The organism is Acinetobacter sp. TYF_19 (assembly GCF_043105125.1).
Lineage (GTDB): Bacteria > Pseudomonadota > Gammaproteobacteria > Pseudomonadales > Moraxellaceae > Acinetobacter > Acinetobacter johnsonii.
The window spans coordinates 1-19701 of sequence record NZ_JBICLH010000066.1 but is presented as its reverse complement, the minus strand read 5'-3'; the positions used below and the strand labels follow the sequence as shown (position 1 = coordinate 19701).

Below are 19701 nucleotides of genomic sequence, written 5' to 3'. Positions count from 1 at the left end.
GGCGCACATACACTCTAAGTAAAGTGCTTAAGTCTGATTATGGCAAGAAATTGTTACTTTGTCAGGGATAGTCAACACTTTATTAGCGAGAGACTTGCTTGGCTGACATTTAAGACAAATCGCGAGATTCCAAATCTGCCACCAACAGTCGGAACTGAGTAACTCACTTGAGCTTTAAAAAGTAAAGCATTGAAATATTTATGGTATTTATACATCCTACCTAGCTCACAGCAGAGTTTAGCATCGTGCATTAATATGACCTTACACTAAAAATACGTACTAGTTGACGTCTATCAAACTCGTTTACGAGATAGTGTAGTGGTCGACAAATTTTGGCCACATCGTTATTGCCTAATAACCGATGCTCTCTTTAAATGCGAAATGAGTAGTGCACGCATTTTTAGCCTTTTGGCAAAACGTTGATGTCTCGAAATTTTCAAGCGCTGTGCCTTGTTTATTTTCAGAAACGTCTGCTTTCAGTGAGTTCCTGATGCTCGGGCGCTCTAAATTATGGGTATAGACAATCTGATTTGCCCTATATTTGCAGTTTTTCGTGAACCCTTAATTTCACAACTCTTTTAATCTGATATCCAAAGTCTGCATCCATACATAGCCCCTACGTAAACTGTCCAATAGGTCATGTTATACGAACTATTGAACATATTATATCTATTTTACATGCTGTAAAGTCAGTCTAATCAGTAAGTGGATGAAAACTAAGGAGGCTTTATGAAACTAGATTATGTGATCGTTGCCGGAGGGTGTTTTTGGGGTCTCGAAGACCTCCTTAGAAATCAGGACGGCGTGACGTCAACGAAGGTGTGTAGTGGCACTGAAATGGCGACTGCGCAAGACGTGAAGATGAGCTGTCTGATAGCAACGGATTATCAAGCAGAACCTTCTTAAATACAATTTATTCCACGCCAATACAGCGTGCTGTCTTTCAAATCACTAGGAGAAATTTATGTCACGTTTGAACACCCCTACCACAATCGACGCCGCGCCTACTGCTACCCATACCTCACTCAAGGCTGTGGAAAAACAACTGGGCCGCGTTCCTAACATGTTCCGCGTCGTTGCCAACAGCCCTGCTGCGCTGACTGGCTACCTGCAATTGAGCGCAGCATCAGCACAGGGCGGCTTGGGTACAGCGACTCTTGAGCGTATTGCCCTAGCCGTCGCTGAGATCAACGGCTGCGATTATTGCCTTGCTGCCCATTCCTTCCTAGGCCGTAAGGTGGCCAAGCTTGATGATGCTGAACTCACTGCCAACCGCAGCGGTGCATCAAATGACCCTAAGGCCGACGCAGCCGTGCGTTTTGCTGCCGCCGTAGTCCGCCAGCGCGGGCAAGTCAGCAATGACCAGGTCCAAGCGGTGCTGAACGCTGGCTACAGTGATGCACATGTAGTGGATATTCTGTTGGCTGTTGCCCTGAACACTTTCACTAACTACGTTAACGAAGTGACACAGACCGAGGTCGACTTCCCGGCCGTTCAACCACTAGGCATTGATGTCTAATCCATTGGTGCTCAACTACAGCAATTACCTAAGTTAGGTTCGACTCGAGTAAACATATAGTTTTTCTCAAGAGTCATATCATTTTAGTGGGCTACATAGAGTGAGTCCACATGGCTAAAAATAATTGGAGATATAAGATGACTATTCCCGAAATTGAAAATGGTGTCCAGACTACCAATACCCTTAGTAATAATCTCGGTGCAAAAATCACTAAGTTTGGTATAGGTGGCATCTACGTTGCCATGACGATAATATATTTGTGGTTTGGTGGCATGAAATTCACTAGCTACGAAGCAAACGGTATACATGGTTTTGTTAGTAATAGCCCTCTGCTTTCGTGGATGTATAGCTTCCTCAGCATTCAAGGATTCTCAAATTTTCTGGGTGTGCTTGAAATTTCAGTTGGCCTGTTAATCGCTGCACGAGTTTTCTCCCCTAAGCTCGCAATCTTGGGCGGTGTACTTTCAACCGGACTCTTTTTTACGACATTGTCGTTCATGCTGACTACACCCGGTGTTTTTGAGGCATCTCTTGGGTTTCCTGCGATCTCTGTGGTTCCTGGCCAGTTTTTGCTAAAAGATTTAGGCTTGTTTGTCGTGTCTATATTTATCGTAGGTACATCACTTACAGCACTGGAGCACAAAAACAAATAAGCCTCACCCGAAACAACTATAAGTTAGATGGCTCCTAAACACATTAGAGAGCCTTTATTTTTATCTTTTAAGTGCTTCAAGTACGTGCCTTACTAGAGGCTGTTGATCTTTGAGTGAAAAATGAACGGCATAGCAACAAGGTATAATGGTTTCGCCAAAAATCAAAAATACCACCGAGAACGGACGTTGCTATGCCAAGGACAATGCTAACAGATAACGCCTAGGAAGCCCTAAAGCAAATACTTAAAGAGACAGGGCGTGTTTACAATAAATATGAACACCGAAATACACTGGAAGGCATACTTTATCGTATGCGCACAGGCATTCAGTGGCGAGATTAGCCTGAAAGTTCTACTGGGGATAAATGAAAATCCTCTATCTTTTTAATATCCTTAGGAGCAAACCAATATCTTATTGCGGTATTACAGGTTCGCGTACCTTCCGCTACTGGGCATTTTTCCCATACGTTAATTTTCTTTTTTTTATTATTTTCTTTTTCCACCTTTTTGATTGAATCTAAATCAGTAACTACCAAAGTCTTAAGTTCAAGAAAGTCGAGGAGTGGATAAAAAAGATGAGCATGAGCTCCTCCAGCTTCAATACAAGTTACATACTGGCTTGCTAATTTTTGATGTTCTGGTAAGGATTTATCAACTAATTCTCTGAGGCGAGGCATTAATAACCGTTCAGTTGTCCCCTCAACCATAATCACTTTATCTGCAAAATAAAGATCACACTTAGTCAGAGTCATGTATTTATGCAAGAACTCTTTATCAGTAACAGATATTGTTTGCATACCCTTTTTAAAATCTTTAACTTTAGTATTTCTAATACTTTTCACTGCATCTTTTTGGTTATAGAAATATCTTACTGCATCAAAACATGCCGCATTAGCAACATGAGAAGAATGTGTAGTAATAATAAACTGAACATTCCAAACGTCTTCTGCTGGATAGGCACTCGAAAGCTTTTGAATAGCAACATTTAATTGATTAATAAAAACTTCCTGCATCTGTGGATGCAAATGAGCTTCAGGTTCTTCAATGAATATCAAATGGGCTGAAGGGCGAGTAATTTGAGATCGGTAAATTTTGTGATAGCTTTCAAGTTGTAGCAGCATATAGATTAAATTTCGCGTACCAAGACCATTATATCCCTCAGGTAAATGCACACCATCTGTACCACTATAAACAACTTTTGTATGCCCAGACAAAAGTGCCTCTACATTTAATGAAGTTTCAGGCCTTAATTCAGTATCATTAAGACTTGGAAAACCCATCACCCCCATAACAGGTAATAACTTTTTGAGCATTTTGTCAAAATCACTTTGAACATTAAGCTCAATATCTTCAACAGATTTCTTTAATTTCGCAGCTAACTCTTGATCAGATTCTGTAGCCGTTGGTGCAGCAGCTGTTTTAAACAATTCACTAAGTAATTTTCCGATAACATCAGCCTCACCAAGCTTTGTCTTATCAAGAGTTCTTTGTGCTTGAACAAAGTTACATTGTAATAATGCTGCGAATGCTGAAGTATCCTCGAAATTTCTCTTATTAGACTTATCCGTCGGATCTATTGCACTAACATGCACTTCGTAAATTTTTGATAAGTTATTACGTAAACACTTAAAAAAATGTATTTGAGGTTCCATACCTACTGGTGGTTGAGGTAAATCAAACAACAAATGCATTTTTGCTAAGACAGGCCTATATTCAATACAAGCAATCGCTGTTGTAGAGTCCATATCTAAATCAATGATAAATGGTGAAAGAGGTCCTAAAGTCGGGGCATCACTATCGTATCGAAATGTCAAAGAAAGAGTGATTATAGGCAGTGTATTATATATCTGCTCTGGACTTGCCCCCTCTTCTTTCAATTTTCTTGCATTTAAAAACTTCTCACGAGACAAACTAGAAAAATCTTCCAACCTAAAACGGGCTCCTGACTCACCACAAAAACAATCAAATATGCTAGTAAAAGATGTTTTTCCGCTATTATTTCGCCCAACAATCACAGTTGAATTCTTTTCTAATACAATCTCAATATCGTCAAGAAGTCTATACCCCCCAACTCTAACTTTTTCGATACGCATTGTTCCCCCCAAAATACATTGGTTATTGTAACTTTATCTATTTTTTCAAAGGTTTCGCCCAAGAAGAGCATGTAAATTATTTTGTGTAAATTACGTTCTTTATAAATGATTTTTTAGCTAGTCGTCCACGCATTCGACAACTGCTCAGCTTGCTTCATCACCAATTCAATTGCCTCAGCTGCTTTATCAGGTGGATACTTCCAACGCTGCAAAGTACGACGTACTAATATTTTCAGCTGAGCACGCACACTATCCCGAACCTGCCAATCGACCGTCGTTGATTTCCGTAGCTTCTCTGTAATCTCTCGTGCGATCTGTTTCAGCGTATCGTCTCCAAGCTCTCTGACCGCACTTTCATTGTTTGCCAAAGCATCATAGAAAGCGATTTCATCTGGATTTAACCCAAGTGAAGCTTCACGCTGCATCTCTGTCTGAAATTCTTTTGCCATTTGAATGAGTTCTTCAATGACCTGAGAAGTTTCAATCGCTCGGTTATTGTATTTCCTCAAGGTTTCCTGCAAACGGTCAGAGAAGCGTTTTTCCTGTACCACATTGTTTCGTGTCTTTGCCTTAATGCCATCATTGAGTAACTTTTCCAACAGTTCAACTGCCAAGTTACGGTATGGCATCTGCCTTACATCTTCTAAGAACTCATCTGAAAGCAAGCCAATGTTGGGTTTATCCAAACCACACATTGCAAAGACATCTGTTACCCCATCAGCAATGACAGCATTATCCAGAATCTGTTTTAGCGTACTGTCCTTTTCCGCTTGCGACAGTTTACGATCTACAGAGGTATGCTTGCTAATGACCGCTTTAATGGCTGAGTAAAAGGCAATTTCTTTGTGCAGGTTCTTCGCTTCATCCAAGGTGCTGCATAAAGAGAAGGCTTTATTGATTGCTAAGACTAAATCAAGAAAACGCTTTTTACCATCCTTCAAGCTCAGCACATAGTTAGCTGCGGGGATAATCAGTCGGTGTGCCTGAGTTTCGTAAGCACTTAAATTCATGCCTACCTGTTCATTGGTTTTGGCAAACATTCCCCGTATCGCATCTATCTTTTCAGCAAGAACTGCATAGGCTTCTTCTGCACGTAAAGTCGGCTCACCTTTACCTTTGGCATCAGTATAAGTTTTTAAAGCCTGCTTCAATTCATTGGCAATGCCGATATAGTCGACAACTAGACCACCCTGCTTATCTTTAAATACCCGGTTCACGCGCGCAATTGCCTGCATGAGGTTATGGCCTTTCATTGGCTTATCGATATACATGGTGTGCGTACACGGTGCATCAAAACCTGTAAGCCACATATCGCGCACAATTACCAGTTGCAGGGGATCGTTTACATCCTTGAATCGTTTTTCAAAGCGTTTTTTGACTTGCTTGTTATAAATGTGTGGCTGTAACAATGGTTTATCTGAAGCTGAACCTGTCATCACAATTTTGATTTTACCCTTTTCAGGGTCAGGATCATGCCAGTCTGGACGGAGGGCAACAATCTCATTGTAAAGATGAACACAGATCTCGCGGCTCATACTGACAATCATGCCTTTGCCTGCCGTTGCTTCGGTACGGGCTTCAAAGTGAACAACCAAGTCCGCTGCAATCTGTTTCAGCCGTGGTGTGGCACCCACCAGTTTTTCTAGTCGGCTCCATTCACTCTTGGTCTTTTCACGATTACTTACATCTTCTTCATCTTCGACAATGTCATCAACTTGATCAGATAACTCTTCAATTTCAGCCTGATTGATGTCCAGCTTTGCCAAGCGTGATTCGTAATAGATCGGGACGGTTGCCCCATCATCCACGGCATCCTGAATGTCATAGATGGAAACATAATCACCAAAGACAGCTCGGGTGTCTTTGTCTTCACTGGAAATAGGCGTACCTGTAAAACCAATAAAAGCTGCATTCGCTAAAGCATCACGCATGTGCTTGGCATAGCCAAATTTATAAGTCCCATCATTAGACAGTTTGGCTTTGAGTCCATATTGGCTACGGTGCGCTTCATCAGACATCACCACAATGTTATGCCGACCATTCAGCAATGGATGCTCAGCTTCTCCATCGAGCAAAGCAAACTTTTGTACCGTGGTAAAAATAATTCCACCTGATTCACGTTCAGCCAAAAGCTGTCTTAGCTCATCCCGATTATTGGCTTGTACTGGCGTTTGTTTTAATAATTCCTGTGCCTGACTAAAGGTTTCAAAGAGTTGTCCATCTAGGTCATTACGATCAGTCACAATCAATAATGTAGGATTCTGCATGGCTGGTTGTTGAAGCAACTTACCTGCATAGCAACACATCGAGATACTTTTGCCTGAACCTTGGGTATGCCAAACCACCCCTGCTTTTTTATCCCCTGTAGGATTAGCTGCGGCAATAGTCGCCTGAACAGCTTCACGCACTGCATGGAACTGGTGATAACCCGCAATTTTTTTAATGGTAGCGCCTGCGGCTTGTTGAGAGCCACCATCAGTTTCAAATAGCACAAAGAAACGGATGTAATCGAGGAATAACCCACGATCAAAAAAGCCTCGAATAACGGTTTCAAGCTCCCATTCCAACTGCGGTTTATCATCTTCATTTTTAATGGTACGCCACGGCAAGAAACGTTCTTGACTTGCTGTTAATGAACCGACCCGAGCTGTAATGCCATCACTTACTACTAAAGCTTCATTAAATATAAACAGATCAGAAACTTCTTCTTTGTAGGTTTGTAGTTGATTAAAGGCATCCCAAATATCAGCATTTTCATCGGTAGGGCTTTTTAACTCTAATACCGCAAACGGAATACCATTAATAAAGCAGATAATGTCAGGCCGTCTTGGCTGCTTTGTACCTTGGATGGTAAATTGATTAATGGCAACAAAACGGTTTTGGTAAATATGATTAAAATCGACCAAAAATGCATGGTCATTCACCCAGTCATCTTCTTTTTTATAACTGACGGGTACACCCTCAATAAGCATACGGTGAAAAGCACGGTTATTGGTGATTAAATCCAGACTTTCAGGCTTAGTGAGTTTTTGCCAAACCTGTTCAAAACAGCTTGCAGGCAAATGTGGATTTAAGCGTTCAAAAGCGGTCTGTAAGTCTGCTTCAATCAGAACTTGTTTATAGTCTTTGCGTAAAGGGTTACTGCTGTCAGGGGCAATATCGACACCATGAACGACTTCCCAACCATTTTCAGCAAACCAATCTAGGCAGAGGTTTTCAAGTTGTGTTTCGTTCATAAAAATTCCGTTCCACAAGATGTTCCACTTGACATAGTTGTGCACTATACATTACTATTCTAACCAATATGACCGATGCCCCTGCTTATGTACGCATCGGTTTTCATTTTCTAATCTGCCATAATTCCCATTCTTGCCAATCTTCTTGAGCTATCCCAAAGTCTCCTAAAGTAATCATACCATTGCCTATCTGTGGAAACTCTGCCAATAACTGCTTAAAACGTTCTGACCAAGTCGAGTTTGGACAAATCCTCTTTAAAAGATGTTGAATAATGCAAAAATAAAAAAATGGGCGAGCATTATTCATAGGTTGCCAATTATCAACCTGTGGTGATAATTCTAAAATGTTAATATTCCATAATCGACTATGATGGGCTGCAACATTACGTACAAAGTTTAGACTTCTCAGCCATTTTGCAAATATTTTACCGCTTTTTATATTATACTTTTCAGCAATACATTGTTGATCTTGGTATTTAAGCCCTGAATACATACGAGATAATAAACCAAAATCCCAAATTTCGATTGCAACCCATACAGGAACACATCCCTCATAATGCTTTTTGTGATGTTCAATAAAAGGTTCTCGGCGTGCTTGGTAAAGTAGGGCATTATATTTTTCTAACCAAACTGCATGTTCTGTTTTACCTGCATTTTTACCGTTCTTTATTAATTTTTTAGTAAAATTACCATGTAAGCAGTCCGCAATCTGATGAGCATTACTATCTCTTTTCCCCAATAAATGAGCAACATCTACCCGAACTGCCAGCTCAATACGTTCAAGAGCATCTAAAGCAAGAAGACGCAACTTTTTATCAAAAATATATAAATCGACAATATTTTCAAAATTACTTTGTTGAACAAATTCATTTTTTCGAATGGGTTTATTTTGTGCTTTAGATGCCTGTACATCTATCTGACGAAAAGGATACCAGTAACCACTTAAACGATAATAGCCCACACGCTCTAGATAATTTAAAGCCTTAGCATTATCTGTGACAATCATACCCCGACTTTCTAAAAGCTGTAATTGTTGGGTATAAGATTTCCATTGCTTTAATGGTTTAGCCATCTATCCCCTCACCTTGCAAATCCGATACCTCCAACTCACCCGACAATAATTTTGGCAATAAAGAATCTCTCGTATCTACTAGATATTTATTTTCCTGAGTCTTAGCTGCTAATAAACTATAGAACCCATTAACATTTTTATGAAATAAAGCTAGAATCCTGTCCCTATCCTTTGTTTCAATAGGTAAAATACAAGGTGTAGTTAAAACAGTATCATAACTCACAGCAGGATAAGCCCCACCATCAGCCAAGTGAGCTAAACGCTTAATATTTTCTTTATCAGTTGCTACAATATAAACAAATTCAGCATAATTTTTATATTTAGGCGAAAGAACAGCAAAACCTGTACTACCTGTTAAACTTTCTCGTTGAATAAACGCATAAGAACCATTTGCAGGTCGAACTGTACCAACAATCGTATCACCTATCTTTAAAACACGTCTTGCCCGACTTGGTGCATTATCAAAAGTAAATTCTTCTATTTTTTGAATAACTCCCCATTTTGTATTGGATAAATCAACATAATTTACCTTTTCTGGGCAATTTTTCTTAGTCCATGATTGAATGTTCAAATCAGCAAGAATACTTAAATCTGTTTTAAACCACCCCCTCGGCAAATCCCCCAATTCACTCTCCACCAACTCATCAGGAAATAGCGCAGCAGTCGCTTGTAACTCAGCAAAATCATCTTCAGGCATTTTCTTGAGTTCAGCTTCGCTCTTACCGCTAATAACACACATAGCAGCAATCTCAGGATCAGCACCCTCAAGTTTGGCAGCAATTTTGGCACGTACTGGATCAAAGTCGATAAACCAGCTTTTAAAAATGGCTTGAGCGATGGATTCTAAGGTTTGGTTGATCTGTATATTAATATCAATTTGGGATTGCAATGACCATAAAATATTTGCAATAGATTCTTGCTCAATCAAAGTTGGCAATCTTATTTCAAAGTTATCTAGAATTTTTTTTGTTAGAAACTTCGTGGCTGTACCAACAGACATCTTTTGTAATTCTGCTGTTACATGCTTAATTCTAAAATATAACCATCTAATAGAAACTAAATTTCTATCCTTAGAGGTAATCACATATGTACGCTGATAAGCATTAAATTTGCCTATGTAATATTTTACTGAAAACACACCATTAGCATTATTCCCTGCTAATAGCACTGCTTCATCATCAAAAGCATAAGAGTTGATAGACAAAGTTTCTGGTGAACATGTGAAAAATGGATATTCTCCATTTAACGTTGCAGCGTTAGAATCTAAACGACCTGTTTTAAAATTAAGAATATCGCCTAGCTTAACTAATTCCCAGTTATTATTAGTCATTCCTTATCCTCAAATACTTTCTTAATAGCCCAATAGCCACGAGTCCCCCCTACACGCTCAATCCAACATGCATCTTTTAAGTTATTCAAATGCTTTTTCACTGCTGACTCATTAATACCAAGCTGCTCCGCCATGTAACGATAGGAAACTTTCGGGTTATGCTGAATTAAAACTAAAATCTCTTTTTGCCGGTCAGTCAGCATAGTTTCTTGGATTGAGCCACCCATTGAGCCACCTATTGAGCCACCTAATTGCTCAATCGAAGGACGATAAAACTCCCAATCGACAAAATCACCTTGCGCTTTCAATTGAGGTTCAGCATTGCCTGACTGTAAACAAAGATCTTTGATCCGGGCAATACCACTACCCCATTGCTCGATATAACCTAACTCTTTAAATACCCGCGCCAAGACACGATTACGGATTTCAGAACGACCTTGTGCTAAATCTTCTTCCGTCAGACCATTAGGCAAGCCACCCGGCGATACAATATTCAGAATGTCATCATAAATGCCAACCTTAATATCACGCCCTGCATTGCTATAGTCACGATGTAACACTGCATTCACCAAGGCTTCACGAATTGCAGGAATGGGGATTTCATAACTTTATGTACGTTGTAACCCTAAAATTTCTGCCCGTAGATGTAGATGGTTTTTGATGAATTGCTCTGTTTGCTTCAACTGGCTAAACAAGTCTCCACGGTATTCTTTTTTATCCAAAAATACTGTCATGGTCGTGCCTTTAAAGCGGCTGCATTTAATCTCAACCTGCTCATAAAGCCCCAACAAAATGAGCAGCCCATGACTTGGGTAATCCTGTCCATTCTGCTGAATGATCAATTTAAGATTCCGCATCTTTTGCAAAGACAGCTCTTTGCCCAGCTCAGCAAAGGCTTGCTTTAAAGGCTGTAAATCTATGTCATCTAAACTGTATTGCGGATTCGGCTGTTCATCAAAGGTCTGGTTCAGACGTTGCAATTCAAGTTGCTGAATATATTCAGGTGATGCCACACGATTGCTTGAACCTAAACGGATATAGGTCCCCTGTGCCTTGCCTTGAGGCTTGAGATAATAAGGCAATAATGAACCACGGCTGACTTCAATTACCAGCAACTCTATGCCTTGGATATTCTCGATATAGATATACGGCAGAATGTTCGGCATACACATTTCATTGATCATCGAAGTGATCTGATCTTGCAGCTCAAAAATATCATCTTGAATACCTACGAGTTGGCGATCATCACTTACACCCACTACCAATTTACCGCCACTGGTATTGGCAAAAGCAATCAGGGTCTTTGCGACCTGTTGCCCTTTCGGTAACTGCTCTTTAAATTCAAGGGTTTGACTTTCACCCTTCTGAATTTCTTGCAATAAAGGATGATCAGAACTCATAACCCAAGCCCTTTAGATTCTTTTTAATCTCACTTTCCAACACAGCACTTTGGGCAAATTGTTCTTTGAGCTGAGCAGTCAAACGCAGCATTTTCTCAGCGAATGGCTCGCCATCATCTTCCTGCTCGACTGCACCCACATAACGTCCTGGGGTCAATACATAGTCGTGCTTTTGTATATCTTTTAACTCAGCAGAGAAACAGAACCCTTTTTCATCTTGATACGCTTCGCCTTCAAAATTTTCGCCTTGTTGCCAAGCATGTAAAGCATTGGTGATTTTAGCAATATCTGCATCGGTAAAGTCACGCAGTACGCGATCTTTCATATAGCCCAAATTACGGGCATCGATGAACAGAGTCTTGCCTTCACGGTTGGCTTTCTTTTTATCTAAGGACAAGCCATTCTTTTTGTCCTTGGTTAGAAACCAGATACAGGCTGGAATTTGCGTGTTGGTGAACAGTTGTCCCGGTAACGCAACAATACATTCCACCAGATCGGCTTCGATCAAGTTTTTACGAATCTCGCCTTCATTGTTGGTATTGGAACTCATCGAGCCATTGGCAAGTAAAAGTGCCATGCTGCCTGTTGGTGACAAATGGTGCAGCATGTGCTGCATCCAAGCAAAGTTGGCATTACCTTGTGGTGGAGTGCCATATTTCCAGCGCACATCACTTTCTAGAGAAGCATGCCACCAATCCTTGATGTTAAAAGGTGGGTTCGCCATAACAAAGTCGGCACGTAAGTCTGGATGCTGATCCTCTAAAAAGCTGTCTGCATTCTTTTTACCGAAATTAAAATCAATTCCGCGAATCGCCATGTTCATGGCGGCCAGTTTCCATGTGGTCGGGTTGCTTTCCTGCCCATAAATAGAAATATGCTTTTTCTGTTCGGAGGCTTTGTAATGCTTTTCCTGAGCATGTTGTTCAATAAACTTTTCACTAGATACAAAGAATCCACCTGAACCCATTGCAGGGTCATACACACGACCTTTATAAGGCTGCAACATTTCAACAATTAAGGTGACGATACTTTTAGGCGTGTAGTACTGCCCACCCTGCTTGCCTTCAGCCAAGGCAAACTGTCCCAAAAAGTATTCGTAGACATGCCCGAGAATATCTTTGCTGTGCAGACTGAGTTTCTCGCCGTTATATTCTGGATTAGTAAAACTGGTGTCAGAAAAAGTATTGATCAGATCAAGTAACTTGTCATTGTCCAGCTGGTACTGTCCAATACGATTCAGAATGCCCTTAAGTTTTGGATTGGCTTTTTCAATTTCATCAAAGGCATTGTCAATCAGCCAGGATACAGAGCGTAGTTTGACATCTTGCCCTTGTTCATCCTGCCAAATGATAGAGCCAATCGCTTGTGCTGCTGCATTACGGATACTTAACCAACGGGCTGCTTTTGGCACCCAAAATACGTTTTTTTCTTGGTAGTAATCCAGTATTTCTAGTTCATCAGCAATAGCCTGTTGGTATTCTTCTTCGCTGTCGTACTGATCACGCGGCATGTAATAGATATTGTGATCGTCTTTTTGTGCAAACAATTCTTTGAGTTCAGATTGCCGTTCATCAAAAGCATCTGATACGTACTTTAAGAAAATCAGTCCTAAAACAATATGCTTATAGTTGGCTGCATCTAGACTGCTGCGTAATTTATCGGCGGCTTTCCAAAGCTTGTCATCTAAGTCATTTAGAAATTTTTGTTCCAATGAATGCATTTTATTTCCTCAATCCAAGATCAACCGCTTTGGTTTTATACTTAATGTTAAACAATGTTGCTAAGTTAGCATATCTGCGACCTATTAAAAGTCATGCACTTAACAAAAAAAATAGAGATTAATTAAGTCTTGTCATTTTAACGGGATAACTATAGCTAAAATAGTACTTTGACAACTCCCACGACTAATACTGTCGTAAAAAAAAGAGCAACCTAGAAAGCTGCTCTTTTCCAACTAATCGATTAGTTGACGGGTCTGACTGATTGCTGCAACCCCTGCTGAATCTCCTGCACATAGCTCAATTGCGCTGAATGCTCCGTATCTACAGCACTGTCACTGTGTAGGTAAAACTCCTCTAGCAATTCCATCCCCTCCTCTGCATGCACCTCAAATTTGGCATTGGCGAAACCCTTCCTTGCTGTAAAGTCTAATGATTCTATGAATACACCTAACTTTTTCAACTAACTACAAATGTGTTGCACTTGGGATTTGAATCTGCGACTTTAAAAAATATTCATCTTAAATTTTATACTTATTTTACGCAAAATTTACGATAATTTTATTATATATCAATAAATTAAACCATAACATACATTACTTCAATGACTACTAATTTAAAGTGTTATGAAAAAATTATACCATCTACTTTTTAGCCTTATACCGCTCTATTCAAGTTATGCTTTTGCTACTGGAGATGAAAGCTCTCCCGCTTTAAGCTTTTCAGGTAATGTATCATTGGCCAGCGACTACCGCTGGCGCGGCCAAACGCAAACCCAGAATGATCCGGCCTTGCAGGGAAACTTTGTTTTAAGCCATGCTTCAGGATTTTATCTTGCTGCATTTGCATCGAATGTTGATTTTGATGACGAAGTAAATTTAGAACTGGATCCCCAGATCGGCTATACAGCGCCAATCGCGCTAGGTTCAATCCATCCTGCAGTTGATCTTGGCATGCTGCGCTACAATTACATCGGCAACAGCGATTTAAATTATAATGAATACTATTTCAAAATGATCTTTAATGCGTTGCTGCATCAGAACGATAGCTTTACACCAAGCATAAGCTATACCTATAACTATGGCGGCAAAGCTGCCAGTGACAGTATAGGTAAAGATATCTCAAATTGGTATTTTAATGTCTTATATGCTACACCGATTGCTCAAACTAATTTTGGCACAAATGTTAGCTTAGGTTATTCCAAAGCAAATCAGGACATTTATGGTTCTGAAGCAAAAGACCATTTTTTTGATTGGAAAATTGGTGCAACTTACCGCTATAAGCCAATGGGAATAAATGCAGAATTAGCAGCGGTTGGTAGTAATTTAAAAACCAAAGACTTTACAAGTCAAAATAAAAAAGGGGTAAAAACTGAAGCAGTATTCACCCTGACTAAATCTTTTTAAAAGTTAAATGCCAATAGTATCAGCAATACTATTGGCATAATTATTTTACTTGAGTGATTTCAATATATGATCTATCTCACTTCGATTAAAACCTCTTTCTTTAAAAATAGTATGAATTATTTTTTTCATACTTTTTGACGCATACTGGTATTTCTTTACTAAAATGTCAGAATCAATTTCCTGTAAACTATACTTCAAATATAATTCTTCATTGAGCTTCTGATTTCTAGCATCATCTTCATTATTTATCGTGTTATACATTTTTAAGCAGTTAAATATCCCAATGTTGTTCGATCAAAGTAATTTGGCTGTACATATACTGATGCTCAGCACGTTTAACTGCACACCATAATTCCATAAATCTTTTGCCGAGATATTTTTGCAAAACAGTATTCCGGTGAAAAAATGTTAAAGCATCCAGCTGATTCGTACTTAAAAAGTGCGGCTGATGTTTATTTTTTATCTGAGTGGCTTGCTGTGGAATTTCTAGATTCTGTGTCAACCCATGCAGTGTGCCGATCAAAATCAGGGCTGCAGTTAAATAAGGATTGCAATCCGCACCTGCAACACGATATTCCAAGCGTTGATTTTCATTGTCCGAACGTGGTATGCGAATGGCCACATTGCGGTTATTCACGCCCCAATTAGCTTCTAAGGGCACATGGTTTCCAGCTTTAAACCGGCGGAATGAGTTTACATTCGGGGCAAGCACCGCCATGGACGGCGGCAGCAAGACTATCAGCCCGCTGATCGCCTTTAATAATTGCCGTGACGGTAAAGGATTCTGCTTCATGCTGAAAATATTCTGCTGGTCTTGATTTAACAAACTCATGTGAAAGTGCATGCCGCTGCCCGCTTTATTCAGATCAGGCTTAGCCAAAAAGCTTGCATGTAACCCATGTTCTACAGCGACTTGCTTAATGGTGCGCTTTAGCATCATGATCTGATCGCATAGCTTCAAAATATCACCGCTATGCTGAATATTAATTTCGTATTGCCCGGAAGATGATTCCGAGACTAAGCCTGTAATCTGAATCCCCTGCAAAAGGGCAATCCGTTCAATTTCATCCAGAACGTCTTGATATTTATCTTGCGCATTCACATCAAAACATTGATTTAAATAAATCTGATTGGAGCCAGATTTTTCATTGCTGTCAAATAAATAAAACTCCAATTCTGCGGCCATGCAAGGATAAAAGTTTTGATCATGCAGCGCTCTTAAACTTTTTTTTAAAATATTGCGCGGTTCAACTTCGCAATCTTGATGATTGTCATCTTTCATGGTTAGGAATAACTGTGCATTGGACTCTGGATTTAAAGCGCAGGGCTGCAGGCTTCCCAATATAGGTTTACATAAATAATCCGGCTCACCGATCGATTTTCCTAAACCCGATTCTTCAATCACTTCTCCATCAAGACTCATGGCATAAATAGACATTGGGAAATAACAGCCTTGTGCAATATTTTTTAGACCGACAATATCTATGCGCTTGCCGCGGACATGACCATTCAGATCGTGCAGGCAAATCTCAACATGACGGGTATTGGGATAGCGCTGCAGATAGTTTTCGATTTCTTCTGAAAATAGAATATCTTCAATATCGCAGCATTGACGCGCAGATGGCATGGATTCAGGGACCGCTTCTTCGTCAGCTATATTATGTCTAGCCATGAGTAAATTACTCATTATTTTGTCCTGTTAAATATTAACAATGATCAAAATAAAACAAGTTCTACCGAATGTAACGTAAATAAACCGTAAAAAAGCACCCAACTAATATGATTATTTTTTAAACTATTAAAACCACGAAAAAGCTAATTTAAAATAAGTTAAAACATAAAAATAACAATAGATCTCTTTCATAAATCAAAAAACGATCTTCTTTTTGGTTAATATTTGCACTCCGGATTTCTTAGCATTCGTGCATAATCTGCGGATGAAATACATCGATTCAAACAAGCTTTCTGATCCTCAGTTCAAGCGATACACAGGCATCTCATGGTCAACTTTCTATTTGATGGTTGAGCAATTGCAGAAGCATGTCTCTGCCAAAGACAGACCGCCCAAGTTAAGCCTGGAGGATCAGGTTCTGCTCTGTCTGAGCTATTGGCGGGAATACCGAACCTTATTTCACGTTGCGACGAGTTACGGGGTTTCAGAGCCCACAGCCTCAAGAATTGTCCGTCATGTTGAAGACTGCCTGCTTCGGTCCAATCTGTTTAATTTACCCAAAGATTTACCCGAGGGCGAAGGCATCGACTGGAATGTTGTGATCGTGGATGCCACGGAAATTCCAATCCAAAGGCCTAAAAAAACAGAAGAAAAGCTATAGCGGCAAAAAAAAGACCCATACCTTTAAAGTACAAGCCATGATTCACTACAAAACTCAGCAAATTCTGAGTTTATGTGCCAGTCGCGGGGCAGTGCATGATTTCGAGTTGTTCAAACGCAATTTAAACCAGATTCCTTTTGGGGCTTTTATCCTGGCAGATAAAGGCTATCAGCGGATTTATGTGTTGTATCCGAATAGCCTGTTGCCATTAAAAGCCAAAAGACACTGTAAATTGGATCCTGAATTGAAAATCTATAATCAAGAAATCAATAAAAGATGAATCGGAATTGACCATGTATTGAAATCAAATGACATCCAAATCAGCATGGATGGTAAAGGTCGATGGGTTGATAATGTGATGGTTGAACGATTATGGCGGAGCGTTAAATATGAAGAGGTGTATCTCAAAGCCTACAGCAATGTTTTGGATGCGAAGAAGCAATTAAACGCATATTTTGAATTTTATAATTTGAAACGACCTCATTCGAGTCTGGACAAAATGACTCCAGATGAGTTTTACTATGACCAGCTACCACAACAAAATAAGGTAGCTTAACTAGAGCAGAGTATCACTTATAAATAAGCTTTTAGTTGTTCAAACATGTGGGACCACCTCTATTTAAAAAAAGGAAAGAAGATGAAAATTAAGTTTTTAACAGTTTCATTGATGCTTATTCTGCCATTTTCTGTTTTTGCAGCAAATACTGTAGTAGAAAAAGCGGTCATTGAATCAAATAATACATATAAGGCGAAGTATAACTTAGAGGATATGACTGAGTTTAATCAGGCTCAAAAGGGCTTTATTGCCAAGCCAACAGGTCAAATTAAAAGTGAGAAAGGCAATGTTATCTGGGATTTTGATGCATTTAGTTTTTTACAAGATCAAGCACCAAATACCGTTAATCCCACTCTATGGCGACAAGCAAAATTAAACAACAATGTTGGGCTATTTAAAGTAACAGATCGAGTTTGGCAAATTCGTGGTTTTGATTTGGCAAATATGACCATCATTCAGGGTGATACTGGCTGGATTATTGTGGATACATTAACCTCTAAAGAAACGGCTGAAGCAGCACTTAAATTTGCTAGACAGCATTTAGGTGAGCAAAAAATTTCAGCCATTATCTTTACCCATAGCCATATCGATCATTTTGGTGGTGCATTAGGCGTTCTTTCTAGCGAAGAAATTAACGCTAGAAAAACTCCAATTATTGCGCCAAAAGGCTTTATGGAAGAAGCGACCAGTGAAAATGTGATGGCAGGTTCAGCCATGATACGTCGTGCGACTTATATGTATGGAACTTTTCTACCTAAAAATGCGGAAGGATTGGTGGATACAGGTTTAGGTAAGGCTGTTGCTGTGGGAAAAATGGGCATCCTTGAGCCTACACAACTGATCACTCAACCAGAACAGAAAATGACGGTTGATGGCTTGGATTTTGTGTTTTATAACGTGCCGGGTTCAGAAGCACCAGCAGAATTAACGTTCTCTATCCCATCATTGAAACTTTATAACGGCGCAGAAATTCTATCTCATACCATGCATAATCTTTATACCCTTCGGGGTGCTAAAGTCCGTGATGCCTTAAAATGGGTGGGCTATCTAGACCAAGCAATGCAGCATGCCAAAGCATCCGATGTATTGATTGCACAGCATCATTGGCCTGTCTGGGGCAATGACAATATTCAAGATTTTATTAAAACCCAGCGAGATGTTTATAAGTTCACGCATGATCAGACGGTGAGATATATGAACTCTGGTTTTAATGGCGCTGAAATTGCCGAAAAAATTAAGCTTCCAGCGGCACTTGATCAAAAACTATATGCTCATGGCTATTATGGAACCCTAAAACATAATGTAAAAGCAGTATACCAATATTATATGGGATGGTTCGATGCCCATCCTTCCAATTTAGATCCATTACCCCCTAAAGCTGTTGCAAAAAAATATATTGAGTTAGCAGGTGGGGAGAACAATGCATTGAAAAATGCGCGGGATGCCTACGCTCAAGCTGACTATAGATGGGCTGCCGAGATTTTAAAACATATTGTGTTGAATAACCCTCAAAACCAACAAGCAAAAGACTTATTGGCGAATACTTATCGTCAATTGGGCTATGCTGCTGAGGCTTCAACTTGGCGTAATTTCTTTTTGGTGGGCGCTCAAGAGCTACAAAATAATGTACCCCTACAAAATACTTCTGATCCGAGTGATTTATTGATTCATACACCAACTGAAAGATTTCTTGAAGCTATGGCGACAAATTTAGATGTGGAAAATTTAAAAAATGAAAACCAGTGTATCAATCTGGTTTTGTCGGATACCAAAGAGCATTTTTCATTATGGGTTGAAAACTCAGTCATGCAGTTTAAGCGTTATGATGAAAGTAAAGATTTGGCATTGGATTGCCCTACATTAACCTTAACCAAGCCCTTATATCTAAAAATGATTACAGGTCAAATAGAAGGGGTAAAAGTCCTGCTTTCTAAAGACAGTAAAGTCAAAGGTAATCCACTGAAAATTGGAAAATTCTTTGCAATGTTTAAACGTCCAGATTCAATTTTCCCGATTGTGACTCGACCAAATGGCTAAGCTCAAATAAGTAAAGTCGAAACTTAAATTAATAGATCCAAAGAAATGGGTGAAATTATCAACTTGGTTCTCCCAATCTTATAACAGGAATACAAGAAATTATTTCTTGTATTCCTCTTTAAAATTAAAAGTAAGCTATATGTATTTTAACTCTATTGATACTTTATTAAATGGTTTTTGAATTTTTATACTTTATTTTCGATGGAGATATTTTTATTAGTAGCTTGTTTAAAAAAGATTTGTTTATTTTTCTATTAATTGCTTCTAAATAATAACTTCAATATTTTTGTGGTTAAAAGGCAAGGGGGTATTATGATGTGTTTTTTATTGAAAATAAGCTTTTATATTA

General features: G+C 39.4%; 14 protein-coding genes and 4 pseudogenes. 9 read left to right on the top strand and 9 right to left on the bottom strand.

Annotated features, from left to right (window positions below; genetic code table 11):
* Nucleotides 1-729 precede the first annotated feature (729 nt).
* The 4 genes and pseudogenes from ACF8FD_RS09420 to ACF8FD_RS09405 all read left to right on the top strand — a co-directional run.
* The gene (locus ACF8FD_RS09420) at nucleotides 730-906 is read left to right on the top strand and encodes a peptide-methionine (S)-S-oxide reductase (RefSeq protein WP_005006244.1); all 177 of its coding nucleotides are present in this window, start codon (nucleotides 730-732) and stop codon (nucleotides 904-906) included.
* A gap of 58 nt (nucleotides 907-964) precedes the next feature.
* Entirely contained in the window at nucleotides 965-1519 is a 555-nt protein-coding gene (locus tag ACF8FD_RS09415; RefSeq protein ID WP_000088799.1) for a carboxymuconolactone decarboxylase family protein, read from the top strand.
* 137 nt (nucleotides 1520-1656) lie between these two features.
* Nucleotides 1657-2172, top strand: coding sequence for a YkgB family protein (locus ACF8FD_RS09410; protein WP_004911234.1), 516 nt, complete (start codon nucleotides 1657-1659; stop codon nucleotides 2170-2172).
* Nucleotides 2173-2411: 239 nt separating this feature from the next.
* Nucleotides 2412-2510 (top strand): annotated as a pseudogene (locus ACF8FD_RS09405) (IS5/IS1182 family transposase); the annotation flags it as partial.
* Here ACF8FD_RS09405 and ACF8FD_RS09400 read toward each other — a convergent pair.
* From ACF8FD_RS09400 to ACF8FD_RS09370, 7 genes and pseudogenes are all read right to left on the bottom strand, one after another.
* Nucleotides 2510-4264, bottom strand: coding sequence for an ATP-dependent endonuclease (locus ACF8FD_RS09400; RefSeq protein ID WP_074163967.1), 1755 nt, complete (start codon nucleotides 4262-4264; stop codon nucleotides 2510-2512). The pseudogene ACF8FD_RS09405 and the gene ACF8FD_RS09400 sit on opposite strands and share 1 nt — an antisense overlap.
* Before the next feature lie 113 nt (nucleotides 4265-4377).
* Nucleotides 4378-7500: a type I restriction endonuclease subunit R gene (locus ACF8FD_RS09395; RefSeq protein ID WP_392453336.1), complete on the bottom strand. Its 3123-nt coding sequence runs from the start codon at nucleotides 7498-7500 to the stop codon at nucleotides 4378-4380.
* Between the two features lie 103 nt (nucleotides 7501-7603).
* Nucleotides 7604-8572 (bottom strand): Abi family protein, encoded by a 969-nt coding sequence (locus ACF8FD_RS09390; RefSeq protein WP_392453335.1) that lies wholly within the window; start codon nucleotides 8570-8572, stop codon nucleotides 7604-7606.
* Nucleotides 8565-9902, bottom strand: coding sequence for a restriction endonuclease subunit S (locus tag ACF8FD_RS09385; protein ID WP_392453334.1), 1338 nt, complete (start codon nucleotides 9900-9902; stop codon nucleotides 8565-8567). Before ACF8FD_RS09385 ends, ACF8FD_RS09390 begins: the two co-directional genes overlap by 8 nt.
* Nucleotides 9899-11302: pseudogene (locus ACF8FD_RS09380) on the bottom strand (RNA-binding domain-containing protein). Before ACF8FD_RS09380 ends, ACF8FD_RS09385 begins: the two are co-directional and overlap by 4 nt.
* Nucleotides 11292-13022, bottom strand: a complete 1731-nt coding sequence (locus ACF8FD_RS09375; protein WP_114259451.1) for a class I SAM-dependent DNA methyltransferase — start codon at nucleotides 13020-13022, stop codon at nucleotides 11292-11294. Before ACF8FD_RS09375 ends, ACF8FD_RS09380 begins: the two are co-directional and overlap by 11 nt.
* A 242-nt stretch (nucleotides 13023-13264) precedes the next feature.
* Nucleotides 13265-13453 (bottom strand): annotated as a pseudogene (locus ACF8FD_RS09370) (hydrolase or metal-binding protein); the annotation flags it as partial.
* Between the two features lie 193 nt (nucleotides 13454-13646).
* On the opposite strand from ACF8FD_RS09370, the gene ACF8FD_RS09365 reads away from it, so the two are divergent.
* On the top strand, nucleotides 13647-14426 hold the full coding sequence (locus ACF8FD_RS09365) for a TorF family putative porin (RefSeq protein ID WP_004692349.1): 780 nt from the start codon (nucleotides 13647-13649) through the stop codon (nucleotides 14424-14426).
* Nucleotides 14427-14471: 45 nt separating this feature from the next.
* Here the strand turns inward: ACF8FD_RS09365 and ACF8FD_RS09360 are convergent, their stop codons facing one another.
* On the bottom strand, nucleotides 14472-14687 hold the full coding sequence (locus ACF8FD_RS09360; RefSeq protein WP_004692350.1) for a hypothetical protein: 216 nt from the start codon (nucleotides 14685-14687) through the stop codon (nucleotides 14472-14474).
* A 10-nt stretch (nucleotides 14688-14697) separates the two neighbouring features.
* Nucleotides 14698-16113, bottom strand: a complete 1416-nt coding sequence (locus ACF8FD_RS09355) for a glutamine synthetase family protein (protein ID WP_004692352.1) — start codon at nucleotides 16111-16113, stop codon at nucleotides 14698-14700.
* Between the two features lie 250 nt (nucleotides 16114-16363).
* Between ACF8FD_RS09355 and ACF8FD_RS09350 the strand changes: the two genes are divergently transcribed.
* The 4 genes and pseudogenes from ACF8FD_RS09350 (at nucleotide 16364) to ACF8FD_RS09335 (ending at nucleotide 19352) form a co-directional block, all read left to right on the top strand.
* On the top strand, nucleotides 16364-16759 hold the full coding sequence (locus tag ACF8FD_RS09350; RefSeq protein ID WP_078388747.1) for a transposase family protein: 396 nt from the start codon (nucleotides 16364-16366) through the stop codon (nucleotides 16757-16759).
* Nucleotides 16707-17039, top strand: coding sequence for a transposase (locus ACF8FD_RS09345; RefSeq protein ID WP_004692353.1), 333 nt, complete (start codon nucleotides 16707-16709; stop codon nucleotides 17037-17039). Before ACF8FD_RS09350 ends, ACF8FD_RS09345 begins: the two co-directional genes overlap by 53 nt.
* A gap of 15 nt (nucleotides 17040-17054) precedes the next feature.
* Nucleotides 17055-17315 (top strand): annotated as a pseudogene (locus ACF8FD_RS09340) (integrase core domain-containing protein); the annotation flags it as partial.
* A gap of 81 nt (nucleotides 17316-17396) precedes the next feature.
* Nucleotides 17397-19352, top strand: a complete 1956-nt coding sequence (locus ACF8FD_RS09335; protein ID WP_000693745.1) for an alkyl/aryl-sulfatase — start codon at nucleotides 17397-17399, stop codon at nucleotides 19350-19352.
* Nucleotides 19353-19701 lie beyond the last annotated feature (349 nt).

What these genes read in the sequence shown, in the direction of transcription:
- ACF8FD_RS09420 (WP_005006244.1), top strand. Translation starts at nt 730, where the DNA reads ATGAAACTAGATTATGTGATCGTTGCCGGAGGGTGTTTTTGGGGTCTC.
- ACF8FD_RS09415 (WP_000088799.1), top strand. Translation starts at nt 965, where the DNA reads ATGTCACGTTTGAACACCCCTACCACAATCGACGCCGCGCCTACTGCT.
- ACF8FD_RS09410 (WP_004911234.1), top strand. Translation starts at nt 1,657, where the DNA reads ATGACTATTCCCGAAATTGAAAATGGTGTCCAGACTACCAATACCCTT.
- ACF8FD_RS09400 (WP_074163967.1), bottom strand. Translation starts at nt 4,264, where the DNA reads ATGCGTATCGAAAAAGTTAGAGTTGGGGGGTATAGACTTCTTGACGAT.
- ACF8FD_RS09395 (WP_392453336.1), bottom strand. Translation starts at nt 7,500, where the DNA reads ATGAACGAAACACAACTTGAAAACCTCTGCCTAGATTGGTTTGCTGAA.
- ACF8FD_RS09390 (WP_392453335.1), bottom strand. Translation starts at nt 8,572, where the DNA reads ATGGCTAAACCATTAAAGCAATGGAAATCTTATACCCAACAATTACAG.
- ACF8FD_RS09385 (WP_392453334.1), bottom strand. Translation starts at nt 9,902, where the DNA reads ATGACTAATAATAACTGGGAATTAGTTAAGCTAGGCGATATTCTTAAT.
- ACF8FD_RS09375 (WP_114259451.1), bottom strand. Translation starts at nt 13,022, where the DNA reads ATGCATTCATTGGAACAAAAATTTCTAAATGACTTAGATGACAAGCTT.
- ACF8FD_RS09365 (WP_004692349.1), top strand. Translation starts at nt 13,647, where the DNA reads ATGAAAAAATTATACCATCTACTTTTTAGCCTTATACCGCTCTATTCA.
- ACF8FD_RS09360 (WP_004692350.1), bottom strand. Translation starts at nt 14,687, where the DNA reads ATGTATAACACGATAAATAATGAAGATGATGCTAGAAATCAGAAGCTC.
- ACF8FD_RS09355 (WP_004692352.1), bottom strand. Translation starts at nt 16,113, where the DNA reads ATGAGTAATTTACTCATGGCTAGACATAATATAGCTGACGAAGAAGCG.
- ACF8FD_RS09350 (WP_078388747.1), top strand. Translation starts at nt 16,364, where the DNA reads ATGAAATACATCGATTCAAACAAGCTTTCTGATCCTCAGTTCAAGCGA.
- ACF8FD_RS09345 (WP_004692353.1), top strand. Translation starts at nt 16,707, where the DNA reads ATGCCACGGAAATTCCAATCCAAAGGCCTAAAAAAACAGAAGAAAAGC.
- ACF8FD_RS09335 (WP_000693745.1), top strand. Translation starts at nt 17,397, where the DNA reads ATGAAAATTAAGTTTTTAACAGTTTCATTGATGCTTATTCTGCCATTT.